This window comes from Dysgonomonas reticulitermitis (genome assembly GCF_054601275.1).
In genome coordinates this window covers 75,900-101,214 of sequence record NZ_BAAHWU010000003.1, presented here as the reverse complement: position 1 = coordinate 101,214, position 25,315 = coordinate 75,900, and the positions used below count along the sequence as shown (strand labels likewise).

Here is a 25,315-nt window from a genome sequence, read left to right as displayed (position 1 = left end):
AAATGGCACACAAGAAAGGTGTAGGTAGTTCGAAAAACGGCCGTGAATCGGAAAGTAAACGATTAGGCGTTAAAATATTTGGTGGAGAAATCGTTAAAGCAGGAAATATTATAGTTCGTCAGAGAGGTACAACTCACCATCCGGGCGAAAACGTAGGTATAGGTAAAGACCATACTTTGTTTGCTTTGGTAGACGGTGTAGTATCGTTCCGCAAAAAGAAAAATGACAGATCGTTTGTATCTGTTCTTCCACAAGCAGAAGCTTAAGAATACAGTTTATATATATGAAAGCGAATTGATTTTTTCAATTCGCTTTTTTGTTTTTGTTCATTCCAATAGACATTTACCTATATATAATTAATATTTAATGTAAATATCATTATTATTCGGTATTGTCTGTAGTTCCAAGTTGTTATTTCTTTGTGTATAGAAATTTATAACAAAAACAAAGTTTATAATTATGTCAAGAATAGGAATATATTACGGTTCTACAACAGGCAATACGCAAGATGTTGCAGATGCGATTGCTAAAAAGCTGGGAGTAGAAAAAGCCGACCTGCATGATGTGGCTAAAGCAAAGGCTGACTATTCGGCTTATGATGTTGTCCTTTTTGGGACTTCTACTTTGGGTTTAGGCGATTTGCAGGATGATTGGGAATACTACATTGATAAAGTAAAAGGAGCTGATCTTACAGGTAAAAAAGTGGCTCTGTTCGGGTGTGGAGATTCTTCATCTTATAGCGATACATTTTGCGATGGAGTAGGTAAGGTATATGATGTTGTCAAAGATAAAGGATGCCAACTGATTGGTAAAGTTAGCGCCGAAGGCTATACTTACGATAGTTCCGAAGCCTATGTTGACGGTCGATTTGTAGGATTGCTTATCGATAATGATAATGAGCCCGACCTGACAGATGAACGGATATCCGGATGGATAGAAGAATTGAAGAAAGAAATATAATCATATTTATAATATGAACGTTTTTCATCATCTCATTTACGAATACAAAAAAGGAGTCCGTAGTATGATGCTATGTACCCTTACCTCCGACATGGAGGAAAAAGCCCGGAAAAAGCTGGATAAAAATGGGATAAATTATAGGATACAGCGTTTGAAAAACGGAAATATAAATGTCTTTTTCGGGAAAGAGGAATGTCTGTTGGTTGCCAATAGAATATGTGGAGATAAACCTTTGAATTTATTAACCCCCGAACAGGACTTCATACTTGGTATATTGCTTGGATATAGTGTTAGCGAGCAATGCAACAGGTATTTTAAGAAAGAAAAGAAAGCAAATGTGATTTGTTTGACATAACTTTCTATTGATAGTTTTTTTAGTTGATCCAGATCCTTATAGACGTGATGTCTGTGAGGATTTTTTATTTATATTTGAATTCTAAAATTGATGCTATGGCTGATCTGTTTGATATACGCAGGGACTTTACCTTGAAAGTATTAGATGAAAGTGATCTTTTGCCTGATCCTGTGGAGTTATTTAAGCGTTGGCTAAATGAAGCAATATCTGTAAAAGCGATGGAGCCTAATGCGATGAATTTGGCGACAGCGGATAAGGAAGGAAGACCCTCATCCAGAATAGTGTTGTTAAAACAAATCAAACCTGAAGGTTTTGTGTTTTTCACTAATTATGAAAGTAGAAAAGCTAAACAAATAGAGGATAATAAACATTGTGCGTTAAATTTTGTATGGCACGAACTCGAAAGACAAGTGCGGGTAGAAGGTATAGTTGAAAAAGTACCCGACAAGGAGTCTGATTTATATTTTGAAATGAGACCGGCGAAGAGTAAACTCGGAGCATGGGCTTCATCTCAAAGCAAAGTAATTCCGAACCGGGAATATCTGGAACAGCTTATGGTCGATTTCTCCTCTAAATTTAAAGGAGCAGAAATACCCCGTCCCGAAAATTGGGGAGGATATATATTAAAGCCCCATTTAATAGAGTTTTGGCAAGGAAGATCCGACAGATTGCATGATAGGATACAATATTTACTGACAAAAAATGGCTGGCAAACAGAACGTTTGGCTCCTTAAAGGCTTATTCCAATCCCAGAGTTTGCAAACTTAACTTTATCTCCCTTTCATCGCCGGTATGTTTACCTGAAACATCAGATAGTTTGACCGCTTTCAAAAATTCCTTGTCTTTTTTATCGGGTTTTACGTCTGTCAATTTTATAACGATATTCAGCGGTTTTGCTCCTACATCATTCGAAAAGAATGTGCCTATACCGTATGTATCATGTATGCGTCCGGCAACATGGTCTTTGATTTGCTTTATAGAATCAAGATTTAAGGAATCGCTAAATACGAGGGTTTTTGAGATTGGTTGAATACGGTTCTTTTCGTAAAATTCTATGGATTTATCTGCAAAACACAAAGGGTCTCCGCTATCGTGCCGTACTCCATCAAATAATTTAGCCTGCTTGTTGCTTTTCCACTCCCGTCAAAAAAATTCACATCAAATTTTTCCATTGATAAATCTATTCCGTATACTTGCATAATATATTATTTATTATGCTCCGCACCAAAGTGGCTAAAATCGTGATAATGGGTCCTGCCCTAAATACTCTCTGGCTTTTACCCTGGTAATCTGCTGTACTTAATATGAAGATTAGATCCTGTCTTTTTCTAATTAAAAGTTAATGCAGCAGATGGAGCTTTTTTATCCAGGAAAGATATTCAATTTGGAGTTTCCTTTATCTTTCTTTTTTATAAAATACAAACTAACGATTTTTAATTTTTCATTCTTCACTTTTTTGATGCGGTTGCCCTAACTATAACCGGATTAAATGGATTTGCTTATCTTTGTAGATATCAATACTCATATCTGCTATCCAAACAATAATTAGATTTAGTTGTTGAGAATGTAGTAAATAAAATTTCAGGCTATGATAATAATAATGTCGCCGGCAAAGTTACAAAACTTTGACACTCCGGCTCCGGTAAAAGAGTCTACCACCCCACTCTACCCCAAAGAGGCAAAAATGCTATATAAGTCATTAGAGGCGCTCCCGGCAAGTGATATATCATCGTTGATGAGTATAAATCCTCAACTTGCCCACAATGTATATCAATATATCCATGCTTTCCCGTTAAGCAGGACACCGCAAAAACAAGCAATCTTTGCATACAATGGTATTGCCTATCAGGGGCTCGATGCTCAAAGCTTTACAAAGGAGGATATGGACTTTGCTCAAAACCATTTGGTACATATATCCGGGCTATATGGGATATTACGTCCGCTAGACCTTATTAAACCATATCGACTGGAAATGCAAATACCTGTAGTTAATAATAAAGGGAAAAACCTGTATGACTTTTGGAGCGATACAATAAGTAAAAATCTGGCTAAAAGGATGAAAGCCGATGATAAAACGCTCATCAATCTGGCTTCGAAAGAATATGCAAAGGCTGTAAATCAGAAGTTATTACCAAAAGATAGCAAGATCATAACACCAATATTTAAACAGCATACAGACAAAGGCTATAAGCAGATCGTTGTATATGCTAAAAAAGCCCGGGGTATGATGGCACGTTTTATTATTCAAAATAAACTGACAGAGATAGAACATCTAAAAGCCTTTGACACGGAAGGATATACTTTTGCCCCTCAGCTGTCGGATGGTAGAGAGTGGGTATTTGTCAGATAACTAACAACGTTTGCGACTTGTAACTTGCAAGTATTTTAAATATCTTTGCATTACAATAAAAGTAACAATTAAAACAAGTAAATAAAGATGAAAAAGGTAGTATTAATTCGCCACGGGGAAAGTGTTTGGAATAAAGAAAACCGCTTTACCGGATGGACCAACGTAGACCTTTCGGAACAAGGATTACAGGAAGCTGTAAAAGCAGGGCAGCTATTGAAAAAAGAAGGTTTCAAATTTACACTTGCTTACACTTCATACCTCAAAAGAGCGGTAAAAACGTTGAATAACATCCTCGACCAAATGGATTTGGACTGGATACCTGTAGAAAAATCATGGCGTTTGAACGAGAAGCATTATGGAATGCTTCAAGGCTTGAATAAGGCCGAAACCGCGGAAAAATACGGTGACGAACAAGTCCTTGTTTGGAGACGCAGTTATGATGTTCCACCGGCGCCGCTTGATCCTACAGATCCTCGTTCGGCTTCCCAAGATCCTCGTTACAATGATGTTCCTAAAGCATTCATTCCGGAAACTGAGGCTTTGAAAGAAACAGTAGAGCGCATCCTCCCATATTGGCTGGAGGTAATCTATCCATCGTTGATGTGTCATGATGAAATCGTTGTGGCAGCTCATGGAAACAGCTTGCGCGGTATTATCAAATATCTGAAAGGAATTTCGGACGAAGATATCGTGAGCCTAAACTTACCAACCGCTGTGCCTTATGTTTTTGAGTTCGACGATAATCTTAATCTTGTAAAAGATTATTTCTTAGGAGATCCGGAAGAAATCAAAAAATTGATGGATGCCGTGGCTAATCAAGGAAAGAAGAAATAATTATATAGAAAACAATATAATAAGTAAAACTAAAGAGGCTGTCCCTAAAGTTTGGTTCAGCCTCTATTGTATTTGAATGACAGATTTTTAATTATAAATAAATTCTATATATGAAAAAGATAAAGATACTTTTTTTATTTGCTTTTTTGTCCGGAAGTATTTCTATTTGCGCTCAAAGTGTCACCGGCAAATGGAAAACATTTGATGACAAGACAGGAGATGCTAAATCAATCGTAGAAATTACAGAAAAAGACGGTAAAATCTATGGTAAAATAATAGAGATACTCAACCCTAGTAAGAAGAATGATAAGTGCACTAATTGCCCCGATCAGGATAAAAACAAACCCCTGCAAGGATTAACCATTATAAAAGGTTTAGAGAAGGATGGTAAAGAATATTCCGATGGGAAAATACTAGACCCCGTTTCTGGTAAATTATATAAATGTACCATCTCTTTGGACGGTAACGACAAGCTCAAGGTACGTGGATATGTAGGAATATCAGCTTTTGGTAGGACACAAACATGGAGCAGAGTAAAATAAAAGATTTTTTATCCTAAGCTATAAATCGGAAGTTACCTCTGAATAGCAAAAAAGGATTGAGATTAAAACATTATAATCAATCTCCAGTTTACACTTCTATTTCCATGCAGGGGCATCTTGTTTCCTCTGGAAACGGATAGAGTCGCTGTTTCTAGTGTTCCCATAACTTTCCAAACTCCACTTTTAGGGCATTTCTCGCCTGTACGGGCAGTCATACCAAGACGGGGCTTCATCATAATTATTATCTGTTTTTAATTTTCCAGCAACAAAAGTACGATATTTTTTATATATACCTTAGTATTATATGTCTGCACATTAAGATAAGGGAGAGATAGTTTCTTTATTTTGGGAGTTGATTTTTAAAACAAACCCCGTGTAATATATTAATTTACACGGGATTTTAAAATTGATCTGTGCGATAAGGTATCAGATTATCGAACGCTTATAGAGGACTTTATAAAAGTTATTGAGTTTATGAAGTATATTAATTTTATGGGATTAGTTCGGTAACAAGTTCAGGCTTTTTTGAGGAGATAACCATTTCCATAAGTATGCACTATACTTCACATTTAGCACCTTAAATATTTTTCATTAACTATTTACAATTTCCCCAGTACTTATATATTTAGTTATATATAGATTGTACGATAGTGTACCTAAAAATAATAGAAGTCAAATTTTAAAGTAATGACCAATGACAAAAAAAGAAGGCATCTCGCTTTTGAGACACATCCTTTTTCATATTCTTATAGTAAAAATTACAAATTCTCCAGCATTCTTTTTATTACTGTCTGAGCCGAAATTTCGCGGTTTGCAGCTTCCGGTATTACAATAGATTGCGGGCTTTCTATTACGTCATCGCTAACAATCATATTACGGCGAACAGGCAGGCAGTGCATAAAGTAAGCATTGTTAGTCAAAGCCATCTTTCCGGTTGTTACTGTCCATGAAGTATCTTTGCTCAATATCTTTCCATAATTAGGATCTGCATAAGCTGCCCAGTTCTTCGCATATACGAAATCTGCTCCTGCCAGAGCTTTATCTTGATCGTATTCTATCTTTGCTCCACGAATAAACTTAGAGTCCAGTTCATAGCCTTTCGGATGTGTGATAACAAAGTCAACATCGGCTTCATTCATAAAGTCAGCAAACGAATTTGGAACAGCCTGAGGCAAAGCTTTCGGATGTGGCGCCCACGTAAGAACCACTTTCGGTCGAGCTGATTTCTTGTATTCTTCTATTGTTATCAGATCGGCAAAAGCCTGTAAAGGGTGGCCTGTAGCTGCCTCCATACTGAATACAGGTTTACCGGAATACCGGATAAACTGATTCAATATTTTTTCCTGATAATCATCTTCTTTATTTTCAAATTGGGCAAAGGCGCGTACTCCTATAATATCGCAGTAGCTACCCATCACAGGAATAGCTTCCAGAATATGCTCCGATTTGTCACCGTCCATAATTACACCTCGTTCAGTCTCTAGTTTCCAAGCCCCTTGATTAATATCCAGTACCATTGTATTCATGCCCAGATTCATTCCGGCTTTTTGTGTGCTCAACCGGGTTCGCAGGCTAGAGTTGAAGAATACCATCAGCAGAGTTCTGTTTTCGCCAAGATGCTTGTATGCATACCGGTTCTTCTTTATTTCAAGAGCCTCTTTCACCGCGGCGTTTAAGTCGCCCAGATCTTTTACATTCGTGTACGTTCTCATTATAAGAATATTTTTTGTTATTTATTTCTTGATTGCAAAGATAATAAAGAAAAGAACGGATAGAATAAGGTTATTCTTCCGTATAGTTCTTTTTGTCCCGTTTCCGGTTGTATGTCTTTTTGCTTTGATGTATGTTGGTGATTCGTTTCCATCCTGCCGAGCGAGATAGTTCTTCTTCTCTGTTAGCCTTCTTTACTGCTTTTATATAATCTTCTATTTTGATTTTTCCGTCAGTTTTTTTCTTTTTTTTCATGATCTTATTTGTCCGTCTCCTTCTATAATCCATTTATAAGTACAAAGCTCTTCCAGAGCCATAGGGCCGCGAGCGTGCATCTTTTGCGTACTGATACCTATTTCTGCCCCAAGCCCGAATTGTGCCCCGTCGGTAAACGATGTCGGTGCATTGGTGTAAATACAAGCAGCATCCACTAGCCGTTCAAACAGTTTTGTGGCTTCTTTGTCTTCACTGATGATAGCCTCACTATGTTTCGAACTGTAAGTGGATATATGATTGATGGCTTCTTCTATATTCGATACGGTCTTTACAGCCATTTTGTAATCCAGAAACTCTGTCCCGAAACTCTCTTTATCTGCTTTTTTCAACAGATCGTAAGGGTAATATTGGAACAGTGCTTCATAAGCCGCATTGTCAGCATATATAATGACATCTTTTTTCGCCAGGTCTTCACACAAGTAATTCAGATCATCCAATCTGTCTTTATCGATAATAAGACAATCCAAAGAGTTGCATACACTTACCTTGCGGGTCTTGGCATTGGTAATTATATCCCGTCCTTTTTTTGTATCTCCTTCTTTATGGAAATAAGTATGGCAAACACCCGCACCTGTTTCGATAACCGGAATATGTGAGTTTTTCCGTACATATTCTATAAGTTCCGAACCGCCTCGAGGTATGATAAGATCGACATATTCGCGGGCTTTAAGTAGTTCGCTTGTTGCCGCCCGTCCATTTGGCAACAGGGTGCACACATTAGGATTTACACCATTCTCGTCAAGAACTTTGCGTATAATATCAGTAATAGCTTCATTGGAAAAACGGGCATCGGAGCCCCCTTTCAGGATGCATGCATTGCCTGATTTCAAGCATAGGGAAAAGACATCGAAGCAAACATTTGGCCTTGCTTCGAAAATAATTCCTATAACGCCGAAAGGAACAGTTATTTTAGAAATATTAAGTCCGTTTGGCAAAATCTTATGCATTACTGTTTTTCCTACGGGATAGGGTAGGGAGGCAACGTTACGCATGTCCTTTACGATATCTTTTATCCGGTTTTCGTTTAATAGCAACCTGTCGTATTTCGGATTGCCCGGATCCATTCGTTGCAAATCTTTCTGATTTTCTGCCAGGATATAATGAATCTTAGACTCGGTCTCTTTGGCAATAGCCTCCAGTATTGCGTTTATCTCTGTTTCTTCTAACAAGTTAAGGCTTTTACTTGCCTCTGCCACGAGTTGAAATGTGGGCTGGTGATAGTCATCCATTTTTGTTTATATCTAAATCTATTTAAATAAAGGCGAAAGTTAATGATTATTTATTTCCCGATATACATATAGTCATAATGTATGATGGGTTTATTATTGCTCTTTCCTATTATTTCCCTTGCTTTTTCACTATTATATGAGGTTCGACCAATACCGATTTGTTTACCGGCTTCGTCCATAATGCGTACTATATCATCAGCATCAAAATTACCGGTAATTTTTGTAACGCCTATGGGCAGCAAGCTTACAGCCTTGTCTCCAAGTAAAACTTCTCTTGCGTTAGTATTTACATGTATCTCGCCTTTGGTGAATCCATCAGAGTGAGCGATCCATTTCTTAACGCTCGTAGCTCCTTTCTTGGAAGGAACAAAATGCGTAGAGATAACATCTTTTCCTCTGATTAAATCGACCAGTATGTTGTCTCTGCGACCGTTGGCAATGATTACTTCTATACCTTCTTCGGCAGCTTTGCGGGCAACGTTATACTTTGTTGTCATGCCTCCGCGTCCGGTAGATGATTTGGAAGACCGGATCGAGTTCTCAATATTATCCTTCTGTATATCGATTTCACGGTATATCTGCGATCCCGGCTTGTCGGGTGCATCGCTGAATATTCCGTCGATATTGCTGAGTATAATCAGCTTTTTGCTGTCCATCATTGCCGCAACAAGACCCGAAAGTTCATCGTTATCTGTAAACATAAGCTCATTAACCGAAATAGCATCGTTTTCGTTTACTATTGGGATAACTTTATTCTCGAGCATCACGGTCATACAATTCCGCTGATTGAGATAGTGACGGCGTGTTGCGAAATCCTCTTTTGTCACTAATATTTGTCCGCAGATAATGCCATGTTGGCGAAACAGGTCAGAATACCGGTTGATTAGTTTTACTTGTCCGATGGAAGAATATAGTTGGCGTGCGGATATTATGTCGAGTCTGGCTTTAGCCTTTATCTCGGTCTTCCCCGAAGCTACAGCGCCGGACGAGACGAGTATTACCTCCACATTGCTTTTATGCAGTTCGGCAATCTGATCTACCAAAGCCGACATGCGGGTAACATCGAGCGTTCCGTCTTTACGGGTAAGTATCTGACTGCCTACTTTTACTATAATGCGCTCTTTCATAGAAAAATATTAGTGAAAGCGCAAAGTTATAATTTTATTCTTACTAAAATAGGACTAAAAATAGAAAAATGATATTATATACTAGGGCAACCGCGTCAAAAAAGTGAAGAATTAAGAATGGCGCAAAGCGATGAAAGCGAAGAACGAAGAGTGAAACATTGTCCGGCGTTAGTTTTATCTATAGATATAGTGATAATTTGATAATTTGAAAATTAGCGAATTTGAGAATGAGTGTGGAGTTTGTTACTTTTTAGTTAAAAAGTTACGAGTAGACGAGATACGAGGTACGAGTTGTTGGCTGATGACTGTTGACTGATGACTGATGACTGTAGAAGTTTGTTACTTTTTAGTTAAAAAAGTTACGAGTAGACGAGGTACAAGGTACAAGTTGTTGACTGACTACTGATGACTGATGACTGATGACTGCTAACTGCTGACTGTAGTCGAGATCCTTCCCTGCGGTCAGGATGACAAAGAGGATAGCCGCGCGAGCAAGGGCTAACGGCTAAAAAATAACTGTAGAGTTTGTTACATTTTAGTTAAAAAGATACGAGTAGACGAGATACGAGGTACAAGTTGTTGACTGATGACTGTCGCACGTCATTGCGAGGGTTTACCCGAAGCAATCCATTAATAATCAATACTCTGGATTGCTTCACTCCGTTCGCAATGACGAAAAGGCCGACTGTTTACTGTTTACTGTTGACTACTGAGTGTGGAGTTTGCATAGTACATGACAAAAAATATTACAAAATCTTATATTGCCCTTACAGGGCGCGGTTTCAGGGGATTTCGTTTTCCCACCCAAGGCGTTGCCATTGGGCTATATTATGTAGCCCCTTCAGGGCATCAAGGAAAGAAACAGGCTGAAAGCCTGATATATTCCAGCCCGGGGTAACACCCCGGAGAGATGACAACCGAAGGAAGTGTGCCCTGTAAGGGCAACATAATAAGCCTTTTAAATATATATAAAATATTTTTTGTCATGTACTATGGGAAAATGTTACTTTTTAGTTAAAAAGATACGAGTAGACGAGATACGAGGTACAAGTTGTTGACTGACTACTAACTACTGACTACTGACTACTGCTAAAGGTAGAAGTTTGTTACTTTTTAGTTAAAAAGTCATGAGTTACGAGTTGTTCACTGTTGACTGATAACTGCTAACTGCTGACTGTAGTCGGGATCCTTCCCTGCGGTCAGGATGACAAAGAGGGTAGCCGCGCGAGCAAGGGGCTAACGGCTAAAAAATAACTGTAGAGTTTGTTACATTTTAGTTAAAAAGATACGAGTAGACGAGATACGAGATACAAGTTGTTGACTGATGACTGTTGACTGATGACTGTAGAAGTTTGTTACATTTTAGTTAAAATGAAAGGTAGGGGTCAAAATTTTGATGCGGTTGCCCTGATTATATACAGGCTTATGCTAAAAAAGATTACCTTTGTTTACATCTATAATACTATATATGAACTGGAAGCAACTCTTATCAACTAAACGTTTCGGAATGGAAAAATACCATGATGAGAAGCATCATGACCGTACCGATTTTCAACGTGATTACGACAGATTGATATTCTCATCCCCATTTCGAAGATTGCAGAACAAAACGCAGGTTTTTCCTTTGCCCGGAAGCATTTTTGTGCATAACAGGTTGACACATAGTATCGAGGTGTCGAGCGTTGGCCGTTCTCTGGGGGTTATAGCCGGTCGGGAATTGAGAAAAAAATATCCGGATCTGGACGCTGCCTTGGAAGAGATAAGCTCGATAGTTGCGGCAGGTTGTCTTGCTCACGATCTGGGAAATCCTCCCTTCGGGCATTCGGGAGAGACGGCTATCACAAGTTATTTTGCCGAAGGAAACGGCAAACATCTGAAAGAGGGAATAGAAAAGGAAGGCGGTCGATGGGAAGACTTTACCAATTTTGAAGGAAATGCCAATTCTATACGCTTACTCATCCATCAGTTTAATGGCAGGCGTCCCGGTGGTTTTGTTATGACATATTCCATGCTTGCTTCTATTGTAAAATATCCTTATTCATCTATTGCTACAAATGGTAAAGGCAAATTCGGATTCTTTCAGGCCGAAGAACAGGATTTCAAAAGAATAGCCGATGAACTGGGAATGTTGCCGGTGCAAGATTCGCCGTTGAAATATGCCCGTCATCCTTTGGTATACCTGGTGGAAGCGGCTGACGATATCTGTTATAAAATAATGGATCTGGAAGATGCGCATAAGCTGGGATTGCTTTCAACAGAGCAGACCATAGGGCTTTTTATGAACTTCTTCACAGAAGACAGGCAGGCTAAGATGTATAAAACAATGGAAGTGGTAAGCGATATAAACGAACAAATCGCTTATCTGCGTTCCAGTGTGATCGGTTTGCTTGTTGATGAATGCGTCCGCGTATTTATAGATAAAGAAGAACAAATACTGAGCGGTAATTTCGAAGGTGCGCTTATTAAACATATATCATCCCTTCCCGATAAGGCCTATCAGGAAGCCACCAATATCAGCTATAAGAAAATATATAAAACAAAGGATGTGGTAGATATCGAACTGGCGGGACACCGGATTATCGGGTTCCTGTTGGATACATTTATCGCGGCTATCGAAAATCCCGATGCAAAATATTCTAAATTGATTTTAAGCCGTATTCCCGAACAATATGAGACAGATGCACCTATGCTATATCAACGCATTTTATCCATATTGGATTTTATTTCCGGAATGACGGATGTGTACGCCCTCGATTTATACCGGAAAATTACGGGAATGAGCTTACCCACTGTTTAGTCGATCAGTATGTATGCCCTGTATTTGTTATGCTCTTTTACAGGACATAAAGACAAGTATCCTTTACTTACTTTTCCATTTTGAAATTCGACAGGATATTGTTGTTGCATACTCCTGTGCTGTCCGTATATATTCCCTTCTTCAGGATTGAAATCGATATAAAACCTGCCATGCGAAGTTGGAGTTATATAGTTTTCAAACAATCTCAGGGTAAGGTATCCCATATTGAAACGCATATTTATCTCTACACAAGGATGCAGCTTGTATTCGCCTTCATCTGTATATATCATCATATCCACGCCTATACATCCTTTGTATAACCGGGCATATCTCTCTTTCAATGCAGATGCCAGGACTTGCTTCACTTTGTCGAGTAAATCTTCGGGAATATATTGTATCAGTTCCTTTTCTATATTTTGCTGAGAGGCTATATAATTCGATTCGTAGGCTCCTTTACTATTTGTCGCAAACAGAGAATATCCCGCGAATTGGATAGTACCTTCTCCATCAGACAGGAACTCCATAGCAAAGTCTGTTTCTTTATCCACAACCCGTTCAACAGAAACAGAGCCTTGTTTTTTCAATATTCCGTGCAGTATCTGGTTCTCTGTCCGGGTTAGTCCGCCGGTTGGCAACCAAAGGAGGCCTCTTCCCGAAGATGAATACGGAGCTTTAGCCAACAATTGTTCCGATGAAAGCCTGACAGCATTATCTATTTCTTTTAATTCTGTATAAAACTGAGGTGTAATAGAATCTTGTATTTGAGATATTTGTCTTATTATCACCGAAAGACATTCTTTAGCGTTTAATCTGCTGTTGAGAATTTTATACTCGTTATGCCATTCCGGGATATTTAGACCGGCTTGATATTCCTTATTTAGCATATCGAAAAAATGAATGGCTTGCGGCGATATTCCCCACAAAGAAACATCTGCATTCTGACGTTCCGTGAGTTCACTTTCTGTTATGGCCTGCGGAAGATCGCGGATCTTTTTATTAAGGAACGAAAAATAACTGCTTGGTTCCGCTACCAGTACAAGGTCTTCTTTATTGCCATACCAAGCCGGGAGATAGGCTAATTCCCGTTGCATGATAGCAACATTTGCAGGAACTGTGTAATATGGAGAGCCATTGTGAACAGCCGTTTCGTGTCCCGGATTGAAATAATGAATCTTCATATGGTTGTCAAAACTGGAAGTAGATGAACGGCTGCGGGCCGCTCGAAGCAGTAGCGAATATTGTCCAGAATACCAATCCGGCTATTGCGGCTTTTACTACTAACGGAGTATTGTTAAATCCGGCTTTGACCGAATTTACAAACTTCTCCGGTAGAAAATGCATTATATAACCTATTACCAACAGGATGAATACATTTTTATATCCTGCAAGTATTGTCAGCCATTCATTTGGGGAAAATGAAAGTTTACCGATGTTTAATATTACATTTCCTGCCGATTCGAAACTATCGGCGCGGAAAAATATCCAACAGAATGCTACAAAGTGAAACGTAAACAATATGCAGATAATACGGGTAAAACGGTTATCGGGTACTTTGATAAATTGCTTGAAGAAGCGCTCTACGCCAAGAATACCGCCGTGTAGTCCGCCCCACATAACGAATTTCCACGAAGCGCCATGCCAAAGCCCGCCTATGAGCATAGTCAGAAATAAATTGATATACGTTCTTATTTTTCCTTTACGGTTTCCTCCTAAAGATATATACAGATAGTCGCGTAACCATGACGATAAAGATATGTGCCAACGGCGCCAAAATTCAGTAATGGACTGAGATTTATATGGTGTCAGGAAGTTCGGCGGTATACGGAATCCCATCAATAATGAGAGGCCGATAGCTATATCCGAATAGCCCGAGAAGTCACAATATATCTGGAGGGTATATCCATATACAGCCATCAGGTTCTCAAATGCTGTATAGCTCATGGGGGAGTCGAATACCCTGTCAACAAAGTTGGTGGATATGTAGTCCGAGATTATGGCTTTTTTAATTAATCCTATTAGTATCAGGAATATGGCAGCGCTTGCATCCTCTTTGGTAAGGTGCAGCTTATTTTTCATTTGAGGCAGGAAATCCTTTGCCCTGATAATAGGTCCTGCTACCAACTTAGGAAAAAACGTGATATAGAAACAGAAATCCAATAGCGAACCGGCAGGTTTCATTTGTTTGCGATACAAATCGACAGCATAGCTGATGGCTTCGAAGACAAAGAAAGATATTCCGATGGGTAATATTATATTATGCAAAGCAAAATCGCCATGGAAAAGAGCATTCAGATTTTGAATAAAGAAGTTGGTGTATTTGAAATAGGCCAGCATCAGCAGATTGCCTGCTATGATCAGTATTAACAGAAACTTTTGAGCCGATCGCTTTTCGGTGTAATACATCTTATTAGCCAGCAAATGCGTGACGACCGCGCAGATGACCAGTAATATGAAATAGTTTAAATTAAAGTGGAAGCCGAACAGATTGATCGCGATCGTATCGCCTCCGGCCAGATAATAAAAATATAAAGAGAAGGCAATCAGATACCACTTTCTGAAATGATCATGTTTAGCGCCGGCAACATAAATGATATAAAAAACAAGAAAGAATCCCAAGAAAAAAGCACTATTGAAAAGTAACCGGTTCTCGGGGTTGAATACAAATATATGTCCGAACTCCTGTATCAGATCGTCTATGTAATCAGGTAAGTATATGTTGCTGATTTTGTCTAATAATTCTTTCAATTCTTCGTACTTTTAAAATAGTTGTATGCGTCAATAAAGTCTGATGAAAATAACTGCCCTTGCGCTTCATATCCTTGTGTTGTGTAATGGACATTGTCGCGGGCTATCATCTTCGAATATTCTCCACGTGGCCTTATACCGGATTCTCCACCCATACGAGAGAAAAGATCCCATACGGGTAGGTTAGTCAATCCCATTAGGGCTATACTGTATGATGCTACATAAGGGTTGGTGCGCCGGCGCGGGAATAATGACGGTGGCGGAGTCATAACCAAAATTGTAGCTTTGCTATTCAGTTTTTTTATGTTATTTACAAATTCGGCTAACTGGTATGTATATTCTGTGTCGGAAAGCTTTCCGTATGATTCGTTTGTCCCAAAAGACAGAATAATAAGATCAGGCTCCAAAAGGGGGAGTTGCTTAAAGAAAAGCGGATATTTATTGTAGTCTGACATTTTTGCCCCATTTACTCCAATTGCGTGGTATATTACACCCGGTTTGTCGTTTTCGATAACAAATCCGTTGAGGTTATACATTGCACTCTTTTTGTCGGGTAGTATTGTGATTCTGTCCAGTAAAGAATCGCTGGTGTATGAAGAGCAATATGGTCTGGTTGCCAGATCTACAAAATCAAGTTCTTCTTCTTTTATATTTGTCTCGCGGGTTACGGCTTTCACTACTTTAGCCTTTCCTTTCCCGGGTATTTTAAGTCTTTGTTTTGGTTTTATGAGATTAGACTTCATTCCGTTAGCGGATTTTATCTGATTTATCGTTACTCCATATTTCCGGCTTATAACAGACAGGCTTTCACCACTTTTTACTGTGTGATATTTTATAGCCGTGCCACTCGATATTCCCGATGTGCTCCCTCCTGATACCTCCAGAGCATCGGCTGTCACCGACATCCTGTAATGGGCTTGCTCATCCGGATATATGATTTTTATACGATTAAACTCGTATTCTTCACGAGCAGATAGTTGCAGCATAAAATCCTGAGACGAAGTGTAAAGGGCAATTCCGCTTAATCCTACGCCAACATCGGCTATCGGTGAAATATTCTTAAGGCTTTCCCATGGCGCATTACTGACATATTTGACATAGTAAGTTCCGTTGGTTCTGACCAAGCTGTATGGGAATGTAAAACCAAATCCTCCGTTCCCGAATTTCTCTTGTAAAGCCATTCTGATGGTGTTTGTAAAAAAATCGGCTTGAATATGTGAATCTCCGATGTGCACAATGTTTATTTTGCCTTTTTTATTTTTTTCCAGATTGTAGAGCTTTTCAAATATCGGTGATAGTAACGGCTGGTTAGCAAATATACTTCCCCTGCTATCTTCTTTACTTTGTGCCGTCAAAGGCATTATCGTTGATAGAAGAAAGCAAACAGGCAGTAATTTTTTCAATAACATCATCGGCAAAGTCTTTTCTTACTCTTGTTTAGTTTTATACTTGGCATAGCCCTTGTTTATCTCTCCGTAAATTAGTTTTGCTATTTTTCTCGATCCGGCCATATTGAAATGGGTGTAGTCTTTATTGGCCATCTTATATTCATCCACCCATTTTACCATCGATCCGTTTCCTCCCATCAGATTATACAGGGAAATATAGCCACAACCTGTTTTACGGGCATAGTTACGTTGTGCATTTGCTAAAGGGACTACAGCCGGGGCAGTCTGCATTGTCTGATCTATCTTTGATGCTTTATCGGCCGTAGAGATAATTAGTATATCGGCGTTAGGAAAGCATTGACGCAGATTTGCTACAACTGTTGTCATACTTTTTTCGTACCAACTGTAATTCAGCGAACCGTAGCCAAGTACATTTGCTCCGTACTGAAGAATGATAAGGTCATAATTTAGCACTTTATCAAAAGCATTCATCAATGATGGGTTCAAAATAGAGAGTGGTAATCCCGAATTTCCCCGCATAGAAAAATTGTCGACATGAACACCTTTTCCATCATCGAAGTTGAAACCATAAATTGGTATTGAATCCGTTTTGTGAAAATCGACTTGTAATGATTTAACATCCTGAGATATAACACTAAGTGTGTTCAGAAGATTGTTAGGTGTAAGCGATTTGTTCAATACAGAATCCTTGTTTGCTTTAACAGATATATAAGCATGTTCGTTGTGCGAACGTCCATAAAATAATACGGGATTGTTTAGATCTGTAGAATGTTTTTGAGACTGAGCTTTATATCTCACCCAATACGTCTGGTTAGGATCATCTTTCGCAAAGAATACTTGTCCGTCTATTCCGAACGGACTGGTTGGTTTCTTTATTTTCAAGAATGATTGAACGGTCCAGTTTTTTGAATATTGGTGCGATATGGAACCCCGGGATAGAGCTGATAGAGAGGATATGGCTACAAAGCCGACTCCACGGCCACCATAGTTTTCCTGAAACTCGCTGCGAACATCTTGTACAATGAAGTCCCCGTCGTTCATCGAATCTCCGAAATATCCGATGCGTACTGTTCCCGATTCTTCTTTTTCTAATTTATGCAGTTTTGCATAAAAGCGTACTAAATTTTGGTATCCGTCGCCTTCGATTGATGGATCTATACTTTCATCGATGCTTACTCCTTCTGCATGAACCGAATCCGGCTCTACTGTAGGGTTGTTTTCTACAATATCCAACGTGTCATTTATTGCATTGATCATCATGCTGTCTACAAGGATATTTTCTGTCGCTGCTACTTGCTCAGGAAATAAGCGGTTTGGCAATACGGCTTTCAGTACCAGAAAGCACGTTGTGGAGACTATAATAAATAGAATAACCTTTCCGAAATAAGAATTATTGGGTGCACTCACAATCTGTAAATTAAAGGAATATTTCATCTTTAAAATATAATTCTTGTAAAGATTTGCAAAGCTAGTTACTTTCTTTGTAAATATATATGTGGAGATAAATATTTTAGTCGTTTTGTTTTGTTTTTATTATTTAACTTCACGACCGGAATAACATTTTCAAGATAGTATGTTCTTTTTGATATAATAGAATGATTATGAATACCTGGCTTTGGCTGTGATATGCTCTATTTCTATTTTGAAGACTGCTGTCCTGTCCCAAGACTTGTCCATATATTTCTCTCCGATTTCTTCAAATCCGGGTGAATACTTCTTTACAAGTAATCGTAAGGCTTTTCGTTTTTCATCATCATTCAACTGAGTATTGGCTGTGCCGAATATAATTACACTTTCATACAGTGTGGTAAACTGTTCGGCAATGGGTTTAGTGATGCCAATAATGCAAAAAGAAACCTTATCATTCTTTGCTATTGCATCTAGTTTGTGCCCTTCGGGAGCGCAGTGAAAATAGAGGCTGTTTGCCCACTCATCATAAGCATAGCTTAAAGGTATACCATAAGGATAACCATTCTCGCCTGTTCCGAGGCTGAGGAATCCATATTCCGATTCATTCAATAGTGCGCTTATCCGGTTTTTATCTTCGAGTACTCTGTTTTGTCTTCTTACTTCTCTAAACATGGGAGTTAAAATATATGATAAAAAAATATAAGTACCTCATCATAGCTACATTATAGCAAATAGGACACAAAAGTAAGAAATAATCGAAACTTTGGAAAGGTCTCGGTATATTCATCAATTTAAATATACACCCACAACAATATTGGTTTCTTTACATTCTTTACATTCTTTAGCAACGTATCTACTTGACGCATTATCTCGTTGTTTATTACAGGACAGCCCTGACTCCATCCCAAAGGTAAGTGGTTTGGGTAAATTTCATGATCCGGAACGGGGGTATGTGAATGCAATACTACCCAGCGCTTGAACGCATTACTATTAGTCTTGTCGAAGCCATGCATCTTGTAATGGACATTTATTCCATACTGACTATACGAACGAACCCCCATTTTGTATTTGCCCAATGACGAACAATAGCTTCCTTCTACATTACTGAACACCGGTTTTGCCTGTGTGCTTTTCATCCCGTAACCATGACAGCACAAACTTTCATACTTGATGGTATCTTTCACAAAGTCCCACACGAAAAAACGATTTTTTCCCGAATGGATACTGAAATCGACCAGAAAACAATATTCGGTGTTCAGCCCTTTTTGTTTACAAAATGCCTTAGCTGTATCTGCTTTGGCTTTCAGGCGCGATAGGAGGGCCTGCTTCTCAACTATCTCTTTATTTTCCTTCGTGGCTTGTTCCTGCTTTTGATTTTCTTTATTACCGGCATTGCACATGATAAAAGTAAGAGATAATATCAGGATGATAAATGAGTGTTGTATTTTATCCATAGTTGTGACAGTTTGTAGGATATAAGTAATCTAAATATTTATTGTCGCATGTCATCCTGACCATAGGGAAGGATCTTGTTTGATAGAGGAGATGCTTCCCTATGGTCAGCATGACAAAACGCGGCGACAAATTTTATACAGAACTTAAAACTGCTATCCCATAGTTTATTTTACGGGATAGCAGTTGATAAGATTATTTCTCTTTTACAGTGACTTTTATGCCCTGTGTATGCGATGCAAACTCAGGTGCATACATACACTGGATCGTTGTAATACCATTGGCATATTCTCCGGTACGGTTTACATATACCGGATATTCGAGCACGTACGTGCCTTTTGGCAGGCGGTCGAAATAGAAGTTAGTCGATGCGTCTTTTGTCGATTGGTAATAGATCAGGCTGTTAGCCCATCTGATACCTGAAATTACCTGTTGAGGCTCGAAGCATGAAGCCCGCATATCTTTCAGGTGTACAAATTCCATATCCCTGTCTGCTTTTATGGTCAATCGTACAATTACTTTATCACCTATCGTCAATGCATTTTCCTCTGTGACTTGCGCCAGCCCTTTGCCCGAAGCATCAACTGTTTCTTTGAATAACTGTTTCTCTATATTCAGATCGCCTTTTTGCGCCGTGATCTTGTCCAGACTTTCATAATATTGCCAATATAATCCTCCAAAAGCAGGGTCGGAACCGGAAGTTTTTATCTCTACTTTGGCCATATCTTTATTTATCTCTGATTTATCCCAGCTCTGTTTAAAGTAGCCTGTTCCCAATTCTTTTTTCTCAGGCTCGACTTTTTGTCCACCCACTTTTATTGTTGCCGGAGATGTTTCTCCGGTAAACCAGTCGGAACCTGTACTTAGCAGGGCACTAATGGCATCGATGGATGCGTGGGTTGTTTCCCATACCTGTGTGCGTTTTTGGTTGAGAAGCCAGCGTTTCATCTGATTCATCTCTTCATTGGTAGAATCTGCTTCTTTCAGTGCATCCATAATGAATGTGTGGATACTAACCGCCGACATGGATAAAAACACATTGCCACGGCTATTCGCCCAATACATACCGAGTTTGTCTTTTACAGCGTTTTCTTTGATAGACTTTACGATCTGGTTAGCTGTTGTTTTGTCCCCGTTCCGTTTTAGAACCATAGACAACAGGGCACGTTCATACATATTCAGCTTCGTCCAGTTCTTAGCTGCAATGCCGGTGTAGAAGCGTTCTGCTTCACGGGCTTCTTTACTAACAGGTATATCGCGGTAGAACGAACGTACATAAGCAAATTCGATCTGGTTGGTAGAAACATAGGTTGTCTTTTCCCAGTCTTTATTATATTTTTTCAGGTTCTTGAAGTCCTCATCTATTCCTTTGTCTATAAACTTCAACGCATTCATCTGCATTGTTTTTATTTGCGCGGAATATTCCACCTGTCCTACCTGTTGCAGTTTTGCATATCCGTAAAGAATATATTGCGAGATAGAACGGCTGGGATACAGACCTTTGTACCACGACCATGCATTTTCTTTGTTGTCCATTAGTTCGGCTAATTTCCGTGTAGCGGCATCGGTCAGTTGTTTTGTATTATTCAGGTCGAACAACAAGGATAGCCGTTGCATTTGTTCTGTTTCATCCTTGGCATCCAGCACCCACGGCGTTTCTTCTAAAAGGACAGATTTCAATTCTTCGTCTTTTTGCAGCTTAGAAGCCAATGTTTGCTTGTCTGCTCCTTGTTTTTGCCATGCCTGTATCATTGCCGATACCTTAGGATATTGGCGGACGATGGACGAACCCAATGTATTCACATAGTAACTTGCAAACCAGTTTACCGCATTTTCGTTTGTCGGGTTACTCATAGTTGGTAATGCTTGTACGGCGTACCATGCAGGATTGGAGGCGTATTCCAAAGTCAGGCGATAATTATTTATTGTGGAGGAGTTATTTTGTTGCAATTTGTCCATCGTAAATGTGCTTGTTCCCGCTTTGCGAATGTCTATCGGCATGCTTTCTGTTACGAGCATACGATTCGACAATATGGCTAAAACGTGTTGCTCTCCATCGCTGAAAGTAGCATTTTGGGCAACTATGCGGCAGCCCAACAATTCTATATCGTTTGGCACATCGAATGTCCAGTTAGCCGAAGTTGACGCATCTTTTTCTATTGAGAATGATTGTTTCGGGTTCGGTATGTTCAGATCAATAACTTTATCGGTTACGGGATCGAAGAACTCGATATGTACTTCTCCTGAAATAGTTCCTTCCGACAGGTTCGATATCTTTGTAGAAATATTCGTCTTATCTCCCTGGCGGATAAAGCGAGGCATATTTGGCGTCACCATCAATTCTTTGCGAGTCACCACCATCTGTTCTAATGTGCCTGCACGTGCGCCCTTATCGTGTGCCAATGCACGGAAACGCCATGTAGTATTGCTTTCCGGCGCGGTAAACGAAATAAGTGTTTCTCCTTTTTCGTTTGTCCGCAATTGAGGGTAGAAAAAGGCTGTCTCGTTAAAGTTTTGGCGGATTTGAGGGGTAGAAGTACCTCCATCCATCTGGATTTCTGTCACAGCTTGTGGAGTAGCCATATTTGACATGACGCTGTCATTCAAGACTTCGGCTTTAGCAACTGATTTATCCATAGAGGATACCCCTCGTAGTCTTATGTTACTTACAGCCCCAACGGCGAAAGCTCCAACATAGCCTTTACTTCTGCCTACAGATAACATCCTGTCTTTGTAAGAATAATCGGGTAAATATCCGAACCAATTGATCCGGTCGAAAGTCAAAGACGGTACTTTTAAGGGTTCAATTCTTTTTCCAATAACAAACCATTTGTCTCCAACATAAGAATAGCTTTGTTGAAAATCCATCGGATATAAATACACCTTGTGGATATACGGACGGTTCAGTGCCCAAGCGGTATAAGGATATAATTTATCCAGAGATGTGTCGTACATGGAGGCTAATAATTCAGCTTTTACAGGCTTATTATCCTTGTCTTTAATACTTATCGTCCATGTTTCTTCTTGTCCCGGACGAAGCTTGTCGCGGAATACTTCGAGTTTAATATTCAGGTTGGTATCTGTGGTTTTTTGTTCATTTTTCAACAAAATATTCTCTGTCGAAGATACGCCATCCGATACAGAGGTAAACGACATATATACTTCATCTCCATATTCGGATTTGTACATTACGTAAATCTTCTGATTCTCTTCACTGAATTTTACATAGCGGCGTTCGAATATTTTGTCATTATTGAATAACTGATACAGAATATACCTGTCTTTTTCGCTGGTTCCGTAGATCACTTCCACCGGTTTGTTTCCAAAAATTGTATTCTTCCTGACTATCCATTCGTCTGTTTTTAAAGGAGGCTTTTTATCGCCGTAGGAATAGATAACAAAGTCTTTCTTTTCTGTAATATCATTCCCTGTATTGTCTTTTGCAGTTACTTGCAGCTGATATTTACCCGAAGTCAGGGTTTGCAATCTGTTCTTTAGGCTGGTTTGCTCACCTGTCTTGAATGTGCCGTCAAGAACTTTGTTTTGAATAGCATTGCTGTCATTTAATGCATATACAGAGTATGTCCCTGTTGTTTCTATATCAGTTCCCTGCAGGTTTTTGGCAGCAATGTTCAATTTGTAATCTTCGGATTTTTCCATTTGTTCAGGTATTTCCAAGTCGATTACCATCGATACATTCCCTACGTTGAGGCTGTAATTATTCGATTGTGTTTCACCATTTACATCGGTTACGGTTGCTGTTACGTTAAAAGTATAAATTTGCCTGTCGTTGTAATGGCGCAAGAAACTATTATGCCTGTCGCCGGATTCCGGAGTAAATATGATTTCAAACGAACCGTCGTCATTTGTTTTTACTGTTCCGTCGGTGAAATGCGAGCCCCTGCTTGATCTCCAGAACCAGAAATTGAACTGTTGGCGGGTAATGGTATATTTTACACCGGCATCTTGCAGGCTTATCCCTGAAAAGTTCTTAGCATAGCCTTTTAGCTTTACTTCCTCCCCGAATGTATACGTTTTTTCTACCTTATCGAAAGTGACTTCGAATGTAGGGCGTTTGTATTCTTCTACCGTAAAGTAATTTGTATTTCCATTTACCTCGATATGGTATGAACCGGTCAATCCTGTTGCAGGCAAAGTAAATTCTCCGGCAATAGAGCCATATTCGTTGCTAGTGATATTTTTTTGTGATACAATCTCATTATTCCGGTTATACAGTTTTGCTGTGTAATATTTATTGGTTATTGGCTTAGAGTCGCTGTCTAAAACAATAGCTTTGAAATAAACGGTTTGCCCCGGCCTGTAAATGCCCCTGTCTGTAAAAATAGAGGTTGCTGTAAGCCCGTAATTTGTTGTAGGTTCGGAATTTGTCCAACGGTAGTTGTAGTTGCTATTTATAGTTCCTCTTTCCTGATAAATATCTTTCCCATATTCTACCTGATAGTGATAGTCCGCTATATTGTAACGCCAATTGTCTTTCGGTTTGTTAGTATCTTTATAGACGGCAAATCCCAGATCATTGGTCTTTAAAGTAGCCCGTAATTGATTCTTGTTTTTATTATCGTCGCTTGAATATACTTTAATTGTAGCTCCTTCTATGGGTTTGCCCGAAAGCCTGTCAACAACAAATATTTCATACTCATCTTTATTAGAGCTACGGGTAAATGTTGTAAGAGAAGATACAACAAAGTCGAGCTTGTTGGTGTCCTGCTTTTTTACAGATGGCTTTTCCAGCATATCGGCGGAATATGTGCTGAAGCAATAACTACCGACAGGCAGAGAGCCTATGCTTAGCGATAGAGTGTCGGTGTTGTATGTTTGTTTAGATTTGAGATCGGGGTTGAAACTCTTTATCAAACTATATTTTCCATTTTCTACCCGGTATAGCTTGAATACAGGTTTTGGAGTCAAAGCCTGCGTATTTTTATAAATAACAGATAGTTGTATCTGAGTATCGGGATACATCACTGTTTGTGCCGGGTTAATTCTCAGAGACGGATCTTCCAATGCTTGTAACTGGTTTCTTAGAGAGTTGATTCTTGCATATTTAGGATATTTCTGTATTCCTTTTTTTAGCCAAGTATATTTTTCTTCATTAATTTTCCTCGGATCTCCCTCGTTATATGGATAGGAATTAACGATCTTGTCTATTATTTCTATCGACGTCTCATCTTTTTCGTATAATTTTTCCAAACGGATATATGCATCCTGAATTTCTTGCGCAGACAATGTACCGGAACGACTTCTTAGAAATTCTGCCTTGTCTATTTCCGTAAAGATCAAAGTGGGTATCAGATTCCTGTCTGACAAGTCTTTCATGTATTGCTGATAATACAGCCATACTATTTGTTTTTTATCGATTCCGGCGTCGATATTCAGTTTTATATATTCGCCGGCAGGTAGAATAAGTTGCTCTGCTTTTAGTCCTGTGGATGAAATATCAAACTCTTCATTTCCTATATCTATAGCGCTTTTGGCTATCGTAATAGCTCTATCCATCAGAAAATCGTACAGGGTAGGGTAATATTTCGTTCCGTCCGCGCCTATCAGGATAATATCATCGTACTCTTTGGTCGTATGTTTTTTTAGTTCGGCGACTTCTTTTATAGAAAAGTTGAGGTTTTCAATTATCTTATTGTTGAATATATTACTGCTCCACTCATCCATATCTTCGGGAACGAGGTCAACCAACTTTGTGCGCCGGTTAATATTCCATGGGTCAGAATTATAGGAATCCAGATATAGCTCAGCCAGCATAGAATATAGCAGAGCTTTCTCACTAGGGTTAGTGGCCTGATCTGCCAATACTTGCAGGCCGGTGAAGATCCCTTTGTTGTCATTATTATCTATTTGCCGTTTATACTTATTCTTGTATATCAGGGCCTTTATCACTTGCATATTGTTTTTGTCAGCTATAGCCTTTTCAAGAATTGTATTAACAGTCTGAATAGCCGATTGAGGCAGATCGTTTCGCTCATGTGCTGCCACCTGTTTCCATTCGGCTTCGTATTTATTATTGGATGTTTGTGCCATCATATAGATACTCAATAAAAAGAATAGCCCGGTTAATAAATGCTTTTTCATATTGTTGTATATTTTCT

At 39.1% G+C, this 25,315-nt stretch carries 21 protein-coding genes and 1 pseudogene; 9 read left to right on the top strand and 13 right to left on the bottom strand.

Annotated elements, in window-relative coordinates; genetic code table 11:
- Window positions 1-2: 2 nt before the first annotated feature.
- The 4 genes from rpmA to pdxH all read left to right on the top strand — a co-directional run bounded on the left by rpmA (window position 3) and on the right by pdxH (window position 2,049).
- Complete coding sequence (rpmA, locus tag ACYPZI_RS02570) at window positions 3-266, top strand: 50S ribosomal protein L27 (RefSeq protein WP_459598296.1); 264 nt, start codon at window positions 3-5, stop codon at window positions 264-266.
- A gap of 193 nt (window positions 267-459) precedes the next feature.
- Complete coding sequence (locus ACYPZI_RS02565; RefSeq protein ID WP_459598294.1) at window positions 460-960, top strand: flavodoxin; 501 nt, start codon at window positions 460-462, stop codon at window positions 958-960.
- Between the two features lie 13 nt (window positions 961-973).
- On the top strand, window positions 974-1,315 hold the full coding sequence (locus ACYPZI_RS02560; protein WP_459598293.1) for a DUF2023 family protein: 342 nt from the start codon (window positions 974-976) through the stop codon (window positions 1,313-1,315).
- 95 nt (window positions 1,316-1,410) lie between these two features.
- Window positions 1,411-2,049, top strand: a complete 639-nt coding sequence (gene pdxH / locus ACYPZI_RS02555; RefSeq protein ID WP_459598291.1) for a pyridoxamine 5'-phosphate oxidase — start codon at window positions 1,411-1,413, stop codon at window positions 2,047-2,049.
- 4 nt (window positions 2,050-2,053) lie between these two features.
- Here the strand turns inward: pdxH and ACYPZI_RS02550 are convergent.
- Window positions 2,054-2,425, bottom strand: a pseudogene (locus ACYPZI_RS02550) (nicotinate phosphoribosyltransferase); the annotation flags it as partial.
- 478 nt (window positions 2,426-2,903) lie between these two features.
- Between ACYPZI_RS02550 and yaaA the strand changes: the two are divergent.
- The 3 genes from yaaA (at window position 2,904) to ACYPZI_RS02535 (ending at window position 5,041) form a co-directional block, all read left to right on the top strand.
- Complete coding sequence (gene yaaA, locus ACYPZI_RS02545) at window positions 2,904-3,665, top strand: peroxide stress protein YaaA (protein ID WP_459598289.1); 762 nt, start codon at window positions 2,904-2,906, stop codon at window positions 3,663-3,665.
- Between the two features lie 87 nt (window positions 3,666-3,752).
- Window positions 3,753-4,499, top strand: a complete 747-nt coding sequence (gene gpmA / locus ACYPZI_RS02540; RefSeq protein ID WP_459598287.1) for a 2,3-diphosphoglycerate-dependent phosphoglycerate mutase — start codon at window positions 3,753-3,755, stop codon at window positions 4,497-4,499.
- Window positions 4,500-4,609: 110 nt separating this feature from the next.
- Complete coding sequence (locus ACYPZI_RS02535; RefSeq protein ID WP_459598285.1) at window positions 4,610-5,041, top strand: DUF2147 domain-containing protein; 432 nt, start codon at window positions 4,610-4,612, stop codon at window positions 5,039-5,041.
- 62 nt (window positions 5,042-5,103) lie between these two features.
- On the opposite strand, the gene ACYPZI_RS02530 is transcribed toward ACYPZI_RS02535, so the two are convergent.
- From ACYPZI_RS02530 to proB, 5 genes are all read right to left on the bottom strand, one after another.
- A complete protein-coding gene (locus tag ACYPZI_RS02530) occupies window positions 5,104-5,277 on the bottom strand; it encodes a hypothetical protein (RefSeq protein WP_459598283.1) in 174 nt (57 codons plus the stop codon).
- 522 nt (window positions 5,278-5,799) lie between these two features.
- Complete coding sequence (locus ACYPZI_RS02525; protein WP_459598281.1) at window positions 5,800-6,753, bottom strand: N-acetylornithine carbamoyltransferase; 954 nt, start codon at window positions 6,751-6,753, stop codon at window positions 5,800-5,802.
- 70 nt (window positions 6,754-6,823) lie between these two features.
- Window positions 6,824-7,006, bottom strand: coding sequence for a hypothetical protein (locus ACYPZI_RS02520; RefSeq protein ID WP_459598280.1), 183 nt, complete (start codon window positions 7,004-7,006; stop codon window positions 6,824-6,826).
- Window positions 7,003-8,256: a glutamate-5-semialdehyde dehydrogenase gene (locus ACYPZI_RS02515; protein ID WP_459598278.1), complete on the bottom strand. Its 1,254-nt coding sequence runs from the start codon at window positions 8,254-8,256 to the stop codon at window positions 7,003-7,005. The genes ACYPZI_RS02520 and ACYPZI_RS02515 overlap by 4 nt, the downstream gene beginning before the upstream one ends.
- A 50-nt stretch (window positions 8,257-8,306) precedes the next feature.
- The gene (proB, locus tag ACYPZI_RS02510) at window positions 8,307-9,383 is read right to left on the bottom strand and encodes a glutamate 5-kinase (protein ID WP_459598276.1); all 1,077 of its coding nucleotides are present in this window, start codon (window positions 9,381-9,383) and stop codon (window positions 8,307-8,309) included.
- A gap of 733 nt (window positions 9,384-10,116) precedes the next feature.
- Between proB and ACYPZI_RS02505 the strand changes: the two genes are divergently transcribed.
- Together ACYPZI_RS02505 and ACYPZI_RS02500 are read left to right on the top strand one after the other, a co-directional pair.
- Window positions 10,117-10,281, top strand: a complete 165-nt coding sequence (locus ACYPZI_RS02505) for a hypothetical protein (RefSeq protein WP_459598102.1) — start codon at window positions 10,117-10,119, stop codon at window positions 10,279-10,281.
- A gap of 570 nt (window positions 10,282-10,851) precedes the next feature.
- On the top strand, window positions 10,852-12,180 hold the full coding sequence (locus ACYPZI_RS02500) for a deoxyguanosinetriphosphate triphosphohydrolase (protein WP_459598274.1): 1,329 nt from the start codon (window positions 10,852-10,854) through the stop codon (window positions 12,178-12,180).
- Here ACYPZI_RS02500 and ACYPZI_RS02495 read toward each other — a convergent pair.
- The 7 genes from ACYPZI_RS02495 to ACYPZI_RS02465 form a co-directional block, all read right to left on the bottom strand.
- Window positions 12,177-13,358, bottom strand: a complete 1,182-nt coding sequence (locus ACYPZI_RS02495) for a hypothetical protein (protein ID WP_459598272.1) — start codon at window positions 13,356-13,358, stop codon at window positions 12,177-12,179. The genes ACYPZI_RS02500 and ACYPZI_RS02495 overlap by 4 nt on opposite strands.
- A gap of 7 nt (window positions 13,359-13,365) precedes the next feature.
- On the bottom strand, window positions 13,366-14,904 hold the full coding sequence (locus ACYPZI_RS02490) for an MBOAT family O-acyltransferase (RefSeq protein WP_459598465.1): 1,539 nt from the start codon (window positions 14,902-14,904) through the stop codon (window positions 13,366-13,368).
- Window positions 14,905-14,921: 17 nt separating this feature from the next.
- Window positions 14,922-16,337 carry a LysM peptidoglycan-binding domain-containing protein gene (locus ACYPZI_RS02485; RefSeq protein WP_459598270.1) on the bottom strand — a complete coding sequence of 472 codons (1,416 nt, stop codon included), beginning with the start codon at window positions 16,335-16,337 and terminating at the stop codon, window positions 14,922-14,924.
- A 15-nt stretch (window positions 16,338-16,352) separates the two neighbouring features.
- Window positions 16,353-17,768: a GDSL-type esterase/lipase family protein gene (locus ACYPZI_RS02480; protein ID WP_459598268.1), complete on the bottom strand. Its 1,416-nt coding sequence runs from the start codon at window positions 17,766-17,768 to the stop codon at window positions 16,353-16,355.
- Window positions 17,769-17,933: 165 nt separating this feature from the next.
- On the bottom strand, window positions 17,934-18,416 hold the full coding sequence (locus ACYPZI_RS02475) for a pyridoxamine 5'-phosphate oxidase family protein (protein ID WP_459598266.1): 483 nt from the start codon (window positions 18,414-18,416) through the stop codon (window positions 17,934-17,936).
- Between the two features lie 119 nt (window positions 18,417-18,535).
- Window positions 18,536-19,198 carry a murein L,D-transpeptidase catalytic domain-containing protein gene (locus ACYPZI_RS02470; protein ID WP_459598264.1) on the bottom strand — a complete coding sequence of 221 codons (663 nt, stop codon included), beginning with the start codon at window positions 19,196-19,198 and terminating at the stop codon, window positions 18,536-18,538.
- Window positions 19,199-19,391: 193 nt separating this feature from the next.
- On the bottom strand, window positions 19,392-25,298 hold the full coding sequence (locus ACYPZI_RS02465) for an alpha-2-macroglobulin family protein (RefSeq protein WP_459598262.1): 5,907 nt from the start codon (window positions 25,296-25,298) through the stop codon (window positions 19,392-19,394).
- Window positions 25,299-25,315 lie beyond the last annotated feature (17 nt).

Bases quoted from the DNA above. Each gene is read 5' to 3' on its own strand.
- ACYPZI_RS02485 (WP_459598270.1), bottom strand. From the start codon at position 16,337: ATGATGTTATTGAAAAAATTACTGCCTGTTTGCTTTCTTCTATCAACG.
- ACYPZI_RS02560 (WP_459598293.1), top strand. From the start codon at position 974: ATGAACGTTTTTCATCATCTCATTTACGAATACAAAAAAGGAGTCCGT.
- ACYPZI_RS02565 (WP_459598294.1), top strand. From the start codon at position 460: ATGTCAAGAATAGGAATATATTACGGTTCTACAACAGGCAATACGCAA.
- ACYPZI_RS02505 (WP_459598102.1), top strand. From the start codon at position 10,117: ATGACAAAAAATATTACAAAATCTTATATTGCCCTTACAGGGCGCGGT.
- ACYPZI_RS02495 (WP_459598272.1), bottom strand. From the start codon at position 13,358: ATGAAGATTCATTATTTCAATCCGGGACACGAAACGGCTGTTCACAAT.
- pdxH (WP_459598291.1), top strand. From the start codon at position 1,411: ATGGCTGATCTGTTTGATATACGCAGGGACTTTACCTTGAAAGTATTA.
- gpmA (WP_459598287.1), top strand. From the start codon at position 3,753: ATGAAAAAGGTAGTATTAATTCGCCACGGGGAAAGTGTTTGGAATAAA.
- ACYPZI_RS02475 (WP_459598266.1), bottom strand. From the start codon at position 18,416: ATGTTTAGAGAAGTAAGAAGACAAAACAGAGTACTCGAAGATAAAAAC.
- proB (WP_459598276.1), bottom strand. From the start codon at position 9,383: ATGAAAGAGCGCATTATAGTAAAAGTAGGCAGTCAGATACTTACCCGT.
- ACYPZI_RS02465 (WP_459598262.1), bottom strand. From the start codon at position 25,298: ATGAAAAAGCATTTATTAACCGGGCTATTCTTTTTATTGAGTATCTAT.
- ACYPZI_RS02520 (WP_459598280.1), bottom strand. From the start codon at position 7,006: ATGAAAAAAAAGAAAAAAACTGACGGAAAAATCAAAATAGAAGATTAT.
- rpmA (WP_459598296.1), top strand. From the start codon at position 3: ATGGCACACAAGAAAGGTGTAGGTAGTTCGAAAAACGGCCGTGAATCG.
- ACYPZI_RS02515 (WP_459598278.1), bottom strand. From the start codon at position 8,256: ATGGATGACTATCACCAGCCCACATTTCAACTCGTGGCAGAGGCAAGT.
- ACYPZI_RS02530 (WP_459598283.1), bottom strand. From the start codon at position 5,277: ATGATGAAGCCCCGTCTTGGTATGACTGCCCGTACAGGCGAGAAATGC.
- ACYPZI_RS02470 (WP_459598264.1), bottom strand. From the start codon at position 19,198: ATGGATAAAATACAACACTCATTTATCATCCTGATATTATCTCTTACT.
- ACYPZI_RS02535 (WP_459598285.1), top strand. From the start codon at position 4,610: ATGAAAAAGATAAAGATACTTTTTTTATTTGCTTTTTTGTCCGGAAGT.
- ACYPZI_RS02480 (WP_459598268.1), bottom strand. From the start codon at position 17,768: ATGAAATATTCCTTTAATTTACAGATTGTGAGTGCACCCAATAATTCT.
- ACYPZI_RS02525 (WP_459598281.1), bottom strand. From the start codon at position 6,753: ATGAGAACGTACACGAATGTAAAAGATCTGGGCGACTTAAACGCCGCG.
- yaaA (WP_459598289.1), top strand. From the start codon at position 2,904: ATGATAATAATAATGTCGCCGGCAAAGTTACAAAACTTTGACACTCCG.
- ACYPZI_RS02500 (WP_459598274.1), top strand. From the start codon at position 10,852: ATGAACTGGAAGCAACTCTTATCAACTAAACGTTTCGGAATGGAAAAA.